Annotated in this window: 4 protein-coding genes and 1 pseudogene; 3 read left to right on the forward strand and 2 right to left on the reverse strand. The window is 46.1% G+C overall.

Annotated elements, in window-relative coordinates; all coding sequences use genetic code 11:
• The first annotated feature begins 414 nt into the window (after nucleotides 1-414).
• A complete protein-coding gene (locus OGY07_RS17075) occupies nucleotides 415-573 on the forward strand; it encodes a replication initiation protein (RefSeq protein WP_271802343.1) in 159 nt (52 codons plus the stop codon).
• A 196-nt stretch (nucleotides 574-769) separates the two neighbouring features.
• Here OGY07_RS17075 and crl read toward each other — a convergent pair whose 3' ends face one another.
• Entirely contained in the window at nucleotides 770-910 is a 141-nt protein-coding gene (gene crl, locus OGY07_RS17080; RefSeq protein WP_072020761.1) for a colicin R system lysis protein, read from the reverse strand.
• A gap of 119 nt (nucleotides 911-1,029) precedes the next feature.
• On the opposite strand from crl, the gene cri reads away from it, so the two are divergent.
• A complete protein-coding gene (gene cri, locus OGY07_RS17085; protein WP_195506485.1) occupies nucleotides 1,030-1,554 on the forward strand; it encodes a colicin R immunity protein in 525 nt (174 codons plus the stop codon).
• Nucleotides 1,555-1,581: 27 nt separating this feature from the next.
• On the opposite strand, the pseudogene cra reads toward cri, so the two are convergent.
• A pseudogene (cra, locus tag OGY07_RS17090) lies at nucleotides 1,582-3,451 on the reverse strand (pore-forming bacteriocin colicin R).
• A gap of 252 nt (nucleotides 3,452-3,703) precedes the next feature.
• On the opposite strand from cra, the gene OGY07_RS17095 reads away from it, so the two are divergent.
• Nucleotides 3,704-4,053 (forward strand): entry exclusion protein 1 (locus OGY07_RS17095; protein WP_286601921.1); only part of this gene is annotated, 350 nt, incomplete at its 3' end.

A 4,053-nucleotide genomic window follows, 5' to 3' on the forward strand; every position in this document is an offset into this window, starting at 1 on the left:
TCCTCGCTCACTGACGCGCTACGCCCGGTCGTTCGGCTGCGGGAGCGGTATCTGCTCACTCAAAGACGGTAATGCGGTTATCCACAGAATCAGGGGATAACGCCGGAAAGAACATGTGAGCAAAAAATGAGAACCCGGAAGAAGGCAGCGCCGGTGGCGTTTTTCCATAGGCTCCGCCCCCCTGGTGAGCATCACAAAAATCGACGCTCAAATCAGAGGTGGCGAAACCCGACAGGACTATAAAGATACCAGGCGTTTCCCCCCGGAAGCTCCCTCGTGCGCTCTCCTGTTCCGACCCTGCCGTTTACCGGATACCTGTCCGCCTTTCTCCCTTCGGGAAGCGTGGCGCTTTCTCATAGCTCACGCTGCTGGTATCTCGGCCCGGTGTAGGTCGTTCGCTCCAAGCTGGGCTGTGTGCACGAACCCCCCGTTCAGCCCGACTGCTGCGCCTTATCCGGTAACTATCGTCTTGAGTCCAACCCGGCAAGACACGACTTAACGCCACTGGCAGCAGCCACTGGTAAGCGGATTAGCAGAGCGATGATGGCACAAACGGTGCTACAGAGTTCTTGAAGTATTGGCCCGACTACGGCTACACTGGAAGGACAGCATTTGGTATCTGCGCTCTGCTGAAGCCAGTTACCTCGGTTAAGCAGTTCCCCAACTGACTTAACCTTCGATCAAACCGCCTCCCCAGGCGGTTTTTTCGTTTACAGGCAGCAGATTACGCGCAGAAAAAAAGGATCTCAAGAAGATCCTTTGATCTTTTCTACTGAACCGCGATCCCCGTCAGTTCAGAAGAGGAGGATGGTGCGACGGTCCCTCCCTGAACATCGCGAATATAATTAGCCTGGCAGCCTGATAGCAAAGCCATCAAGACAAGCATCCCTCCTGATAATATCATTTTCATATATCCCCTCATTAACTCATACCCCTAATATTAGGGTGACCATTACTCGCACAGCATGATATGCTTATACACATCAACAACTAAATTAATAACAATGAAAAACTTGGAGTATTATACCAATGCAAAAAGAGTACACTTACAACAAAGATTTAAACAGGATGCTTTTTTTGATTACTTTCGCGGGTATAATCCCATTAATCATTATTTTTATCACTTATACATCAAACCCCAACTTCTATTTAATCCGCATCATTTTCGATAATACTCAAAATATACCTTCAGTAATTTCTTCATATAATCCTGTGATGACAAAGGTGATGGATATCTACGGTAAGAGCGCACCATTATTAGCATTTATAGCTTTCATCATGCTATTCAAACACACAAGAGCCCCCAAAATAACAGACAGAAAAAAAATCATAACAGCTTGTATACTGTCCCCCTTTCTGTGTATTTTTTATGCTTATTTTTTCTTGTGGCATAATTTCGAGTTAACAACATCGGGAAGACCTGTTCGATTGATGTCTGAAAACGATCTTACTTTGCTTATCTTTTATATCTGCCTGTATTATTGCTCTTTTTTCATAACTTACGCCTTCTGCCTCCAACCAGTAATAGCATATAAACTCTGGAAAGAAAGGTAGTCTTCCTGACTACCTTTCAACTTTCAATCAATTCGCAGGGCGAATAATTTCGTTATTTAACTTATCAACAAAATCATCATCAATCAGCGAACCGATAAAGCCAGCAAAAATAATGCCCATAAGTCCCACAGCAGTTACAGACACGCCCGCTGTAATAAATAATGAACCAACAGCGACTGAGAAAAATGATAGCGCAACAGCAGAAGCAATACCACTCAATACCCAGGACTCAATCTCCAGCATCAGCGGCCCCCAGTTTCCGGTCTGATACCCCTCGATACTTTTCTCCCGGACGTTGTTTGCCTTCATCACATAATCTGCGACTTTAAACGTCTTACCCAGCGCGGCAAACTTATTCCCCATATCCTCTGCATCAAATGCTTTCCAGGCATTCACAATGGCATCCCTGTCTGCAGCATTAATTTTAAGATTAGGATTAGCTATCAGTTTATTGACAGAAGCCATCGCCTCATCATAACTACGAATCGTTTTACCCTGAAAGTTTTTGATATTATCTGCTATCTCACGAGAAAGAACTTTATATTTATCACCCAGATATTCCCCTGCCTTATCACCAACACTGATGATAATTTCGCTGGCTTTTGTCAGAACAGCCTTCTCGTCATTTGCTTTTTCCTCTGCCTCCTTTCTGGCTTTTTCAGCTTCAGCCTTTGCTTTCGCTTCAGCAGCCGCTTTTTCTGCCGCTGCTTTCGCCTCTGCATCTGCTTTTGCTTTTGCTTTTTCTGCTACTGCCTTGTTTTGTTCTGCCTGCTGTTTCCTTGCCGTCAGCCCGGAAACCTGTGCCTGCAGCGCATTAATATCACTGGCCAGTAAATTATATTTATTTCGGGCATCATCATATTCCATCTGGGCATCACGAATACGGTGATAAGAGTGATTTTTGAATATCTTTTTAAGATCTTCGACATCTTTTTGTTTTTTGTTCATCAAATCAGTCAGTGATGCCTGTTGATTTCGTTTTTCTGCTATTTTCTTATTTACATCATTAATAGCTTTTACTGTATCACTGATAACCTGGTTCGCCACATCAACATTCTTTTGTGATTCCGACAAACGGGACTCTGTCTGATTAAGAATGAGCGCTAGGTTAATATCATCAACAATCCGTTCAGTGACACGCCCCATCTCTTTTTTCAGATTTACCGGAAAATCCTGATATGCCAGACTCCAGGCAGCGACAATCTGTCTGACAGCCTCTCCCTGTTTTGCCAGTGGAAGGGAATCAAAAGCCTGTCGCATTGCTTTGTACTCTGCTTTATTCATCACCTCTTCTGGCGTGAGAACGCCCGTCACATAACCTTTTTTGATAATCCGGACACTTTTGATGGCGTTATTAACCAGCCCGGAATTCACCGGACCAGCCCCGGTCCAGCTGTCCTTCGCCACAGCATGCCATTCTCCGGCGGGTTTCTGTCCGTTCACAAAACTGTCCACAGAGGTTTCGCTTCCGGGTGTACTTGCTCCTGATGCATTAAGGCGGTGGCCGGTGTCAATTTCGCCCACAGCCCCAATAAGACCTGAAGCGTTATATCCCATGACCAGCCCCCCCAGACCAAGCTGCCGGGCCTGCGTGGAGGTTACCCCCTCAATGGTGACCTGCATAACACCAGAAGGAGCAATACTTCCCAGAATCATTTTCGCAGCGGGATTCATTTTTCTCGCCGCAAGCAACATGTCGGTCAGTTTCTGCTTAATTTTCTGGTCATTCTGGATGGCTGATATCTGCTGACTCACAGAATTGCTACCACTGGCATTATTTCCGCTCTGACCGCCACCGTTTCCCTGCATACCACCGCCCGGAGCTGGACCACCACTTTCAGAACTCCAGCCTGTACCGTCACCATGTCCACCGTAATTAAATCCCGGCATAATTCATTCCTCTTTGACATTAAAAACAATCAGTTAAAAATAAAATACTGTATATATAACCACTGGTTTTATATACAGCCTAAAATTACGCTGCCTCGTTTTCCCTGTCAACCCTGTGGATTTGTGTTTTTGTGAAAACGGTCAAAAAAACAGCCACTCACACCATGTGCCATCCCCGCCAGATACCACAGAAACTGGCACAAACATTACCGCTCTCAGGCCCCGGTATGTTTAACTGAGACTATGAGATGAGACACCTATGGGACACTGTCACTTTATGGCATGGCACACACTCCGGGACGCAATGAAAATGACAGGCAAATCGCGTTCACAGTTTTACCGTGATATGCGCGCAGGCCTTGTCAGTTACCGTACTGGTCAGAACGGACGACGGGAGTTTGAAACCAGTGAACTGATCCGGGCATACGGCGAATTAAAGCAGAATGAGACACCTGAAAGGCACACTGCGGGACAGGCAGAAAAGCCATATGATGAGCAGGCAGAACGCATTCTCCGGGAGCTGAATGAGCTGAAACAATGCCTGACACTGATGCTTGAGGACAAACAGGCACAGGATACGGAGCGCAAGCGCCAGGAAGCCGAACGGGA

It is taken from the genome of Citrobacter sp. Cs237 (assembly GCF_030332325.1).
In the GTDB taxonomy this organism is placed as follows: Bacteria; Pseudomonadota; Gammaproteobacteria; order Enterobacterales; family Enterobacteriaceae; genus Citrobacter_A; species Citrobacter_A sedlakii.

Coding starts and splice junctions, on each gene's coding strand:
- crl (WP_072020761.1), bottom strand. CDS start 910: ATGAAAATGATATTATCAGGAGGGATGCTTGTCTTGATGGCTTTGCTA.
- cri (WP_195506485.1), top strand. CDS start 1,030: ATGCAAAAAGAGTACACTTACAACAAAGATTTAAACAGGATGCTTTTT.